The following is a 3,588-nucleotide window of genomic DNA, read 5'->3' on the forward strand; positions in this document are numbered from 1 at the left end:
AAGTAGTTCTAAGTCGAGCTTGGAAGGCAAAAGGAAGGGAGAGTCCATTCTTCAAAATTACAACCCAAACCCTGACTTTCACCAAATGTGACGATGAACCACGTTCACGCCATTTTACACTATTGGTAATTTAACGTCGGTTTTGAGGTTAAAGATACCCAAATTGGGGAAATTTCAGGAGAAAGGAATCGTTTTATACAACGGTAAATCTTGCTATCTTCGGCCTTGTAAACGAAATTTCAAAGTCATGTATTTAAACCTTGACGCTAAAAAACAAAATACGTACGATGCAATCGTCATCGGTTCGGGTATTTCGGGGGGATGGGCTGCCAAAGAGTTGTGCGAGAGTGGACTAAAAACGCTTGTATTGGAGCGTGGGCGCGATGTGAATCATATTACTGATTACCCGACGGCCATGATGAATCCGTGGGATTTTAAGCATCATAACCGCCTTCCTCCTTCGTTTCGGGAAGAAAATCCCATTGCGAGTAAGTGTTATGCGTTGGATGAAGCTACGCAACATTTCTTTACAAAAGACGCCGAACAACCTTACATTCAGGAGAAACCGTTCGATTGGATTCGAGCATATCAGGTAGGAGGGAAATCTCTGCTTTGGGCACGTCAGGTACAGCGTTGGAGTAAATTTGATTTTGAAGGCCCTGCGCGGGATGGCTTCGCCGTTCCTTGGCCTGTTACTTATAATGAGATGGCTCCCTGGTACAGTCATGTGGAGCGTTTTGCAGGAATAAGTGGCAATAAAGATGGCTTGGAAGGGCTGCCCGATGGGGAGTTTTTGCCGCCTTGGGAGTTGAACTGTGTTGAAAAGCATTTGCAAAAATCACTCAACGAAAACTATACCGACCGGCACCTTATCGTAGGTCGCTGTGCTCATTTGACCAAACCCCAACCTTGGCATACAGCTCTTGGGCGCGGGCAGTGTCAGGCGCGGCACCTGTGCTATCGCGGTTGTCCGTACGGGGCCTATTTCAGTTCGCAGTCGGCTACCCTTCCGGCAGCACGTAAAACGGGTAAACTCACTCTGCGCCCGCATTCAGTAGTGTATTCGATTATTTATGATGAAAAGGTCGGAAAAGCATCCGGGGTTCGGGTGATTGATGCCAATACCAAAGAAGTGATTGATTATTATGCTCGCATTATTTTCTTAAATGCGTCGTGTTTGGCAAGTAATCAAATTTTGCTTAATTCGACTTCTCATCGTTTTCCCAAAGGACTTGGGAATGACAATGAATTGCTGGGAACTCACGTAGCTTTTCACAATTATCGGGGTAATGTTACTGCTGATATTGACGGTTTTGAAGACCAATACTATTTTGGACGTCGACCCACTTCAGGTTTCATGCCGCGCTATCAAAATGTTCATAAGCAGGAAACGGATTTTCTTCGAGGTTATCTTGTCGCCATGAGTGCGGGTCGAAGTTGGGGAAGTGCCGCTGGTCAGGAAGGATTCGGGGCTGATTGGAAGGAAGCCAACAGCAAACCCGGCTCGTGGCATTTATACGTTCAGATTCAGGCCGAAACTATTCCTAAACTTCAAAATCATGTTCGTCTCAGTCCTGACCAAAAAGACCAATATGGCATTCCTTTGCTGATTACTTCCATTGGTTACGATGACAATGATGAAAAAATAGTGAAGCATTTTTGGGAAACCAATACCGAAATGCTGACCAAGGCAGGTTTTAAAAACATTCGTGAGGTTGACACCAAACAGGCACCCGGATTGGATATTCATGAAATGGGCGGGTGCCGTATGGGGGCAGACCCTAAGACTTCGTTAGTCAATAAATGGAATCAATTGCACACCTGTAAAAACGTTTTTGTAACAGACGGTGCTGCCATGACTTCCATCGGCACTCAAAATCCGTCGCTAACGTTCATGGCTTTCACAGCCCGGGCGGCCAATCATGCGGTACAGGAAATGAAAAAGAAAAATTTATAAAACCAATGAAAAACAAACTCTCAAGACTCCCCTTCATTGCTGCTATTTTAACACTTTGGGTGCTTAAAAGCTACGTAGCGCTATCACAAACATCGACCGAAAATGCCGTAGCCGAAATTGAAAAGCAACGTTTCGCGGCTTTAGTAAGTAAAGATTATGGATATCTGGACAAAGTTTTGGCCGAGGACTTGTTTTATTGTCATTCCAGCGGTCTGATTGACAATAAAACCTCTTTTATTCAATCCATAAAAGACGGTAAGTTGACCTATCAGGAAATGAATGTGGAAAAATTAAAGGTACGGACTTATGGAAAGACCGCCGTAATTACGGGAACTTGCGGAGCCAAGGTGTTGAGTAATGGCCAGCAACTCAATACGCGGTTTCGTTTTACGGACGTCTATGTAAAGAGTAAGGTCGGTTGGCAAATGGTTTCCTGGCAATCGCTTCGTATCCCTTGATAAATCGAAGATTTTTAAGAAATTTGTAAGAAACTAATGAAAAATGGACTTGCCATTTTTCAAATGCAACCAAAAGCAGTAAATGTTCGTCTGTATAATGAAGCAGGGAGCAATGCCTTAAAATAGGAAGTTGTCGGAAAACTTGCAAATTTTTCAAAAAAAACTTATATTCGGGCGCAATATTCAAGCTTTGGCTTAGGTTTTGTATATATTCAGGAAGAATTACTAATCTTGTTTAAACATAGTAAATAGATATGAAACGCATTTGTACATTTTTGGGAGCAGTGGTGATTGGAGTTTTTCTTATATCCGGGTGCAAACCTAAAGTAAAACCTCTGAGTGAAATTATTGGTAAAGTATGGAGTGCTCAAGTAGTGAAGGAAGGTTCTGCTGTTGTTTATACCAAAGGAGGTACTAATAACGTACAGGCAGGATATATTAACTTTCGATTGGATTTAAGCAGCCCCACGTCGGTTACTTACAAAGAACGCGATGGAAATACCTTTACGGGGCAGTGGGAATTGCAGGAAGGTACAACAAACACCCTGGTTCTGAAAAACTTAACTCCACAGCCAACAGGTACTTCGGGCACGATTACGTTTACAATAAACTCGTCCTCCGAAACGGAGTTTGTGATTACACGAACTACGGCAAGCCAAAAAACGGGTGGAACCATCAACAATTATACGCTGGTAACGCCTTAGAAATCAACGAATCCCATAAAGACTATTTCAGAACCGCTTTCGTAAGAGAGCGGTTTTTTTGTTTGGACGCATCCCTCTTTATAAATTCTACGTAGATAGATGTAGCTACCCATATTTACCCTGCTTGAATACCTATGAGAATTACTTTATTTCTGGTACTTATGTGCCTTACGGGCAATGCGTTTGCACAACTCAGCCTAACCGATAGTCTTTTAGTAGACATCAAAGACAGTTTGCAATCGCCTGCTTTGCTTCCTGAACGAATGATTTTTACCCAAAAAATGCTGTGGGGACACCAAGGTCTAATGCGGACATGGATGCCGCTAAACCGTCAAAATCGCCAAAAAGAATTCTTGGATTCAAGTTTGAAGTGCAATTTGGTGTTTTAGAGCAAACTGGATGGGAGATAAATACCCAAGAGTTTTTCGGGGTCGGTTGTTTAGTTGATTTTCAATCCAACTTACGTCAC

General features: G+C 42.9%; 4 protein-coding genes. All 4 read left to right on the forward strand.

All coding sequences use genetic code 11. From position 1 onward, the window contains the following. Positions 1–247 precede the first annotated feature (247 nt). The 4 genes from Q0081_RS25400 to Q0081_RS25415 all read left to right on the forward strand — a co-directional run bounded on the left by Q0081_RS25400 (position 248) and on the right by Q0081_RS25415 (position 3,508). Positions 248–1,957, forward strand: a complete 1,710-nt coding sequence (locus tag Q0081_RS25400; RefSeq protein ID WP_298360330.1) for a GMC oxidoreductase — start codon at positions 248–250, stop codon at positions 1,955–1,957. Positions 1,958–1,962: 5 nt separating this feature from the next. Further along, on the forward strand, positions 1,963–2,415 hold the full coding sequence (locus tag Q0081_RS25405; RefSeq protein ID WP_298360332.1) for a nuclear transport factor 2 family protein: 453 nt from the start codon (positions 1,963–1,965) through the stop codon (positions 2,413–2,415). A gap of 254 nt (positions 2,416–2,669) precedes the next feature. After that, on the forward strand, positions 2,670–3,119 hold the full coding sequence (locus Q0081_RS25410) for a hypothetical protein (protein ID WP_298360334.1): 450 nt from the start codon (positions 2,670–2,672) through the stop codon (positions 3,117–3,119). A gap of 134 nt (positions 3,120–3,253) precedes the next feature. Next, a complete protein-coding gene (locus Q0081_RS25415; protein ID WP_298360335.1) occupies positions 3,254–3,508 on the forward strand; it encodes a hypothetical protein in 255 nt (84 codons plus the stop codon). The last annotated feature ends 80 nt before the right edge of the window (positions 3,509–3,588 follow it).

Source organism: Runella sp. (assembly GCF_027484545.1).
Taxonomy (GTDB): Bacteria; Bacteroidota; Bacteroidia; order Cytophagales; family Spirosomataceae; genus Runella.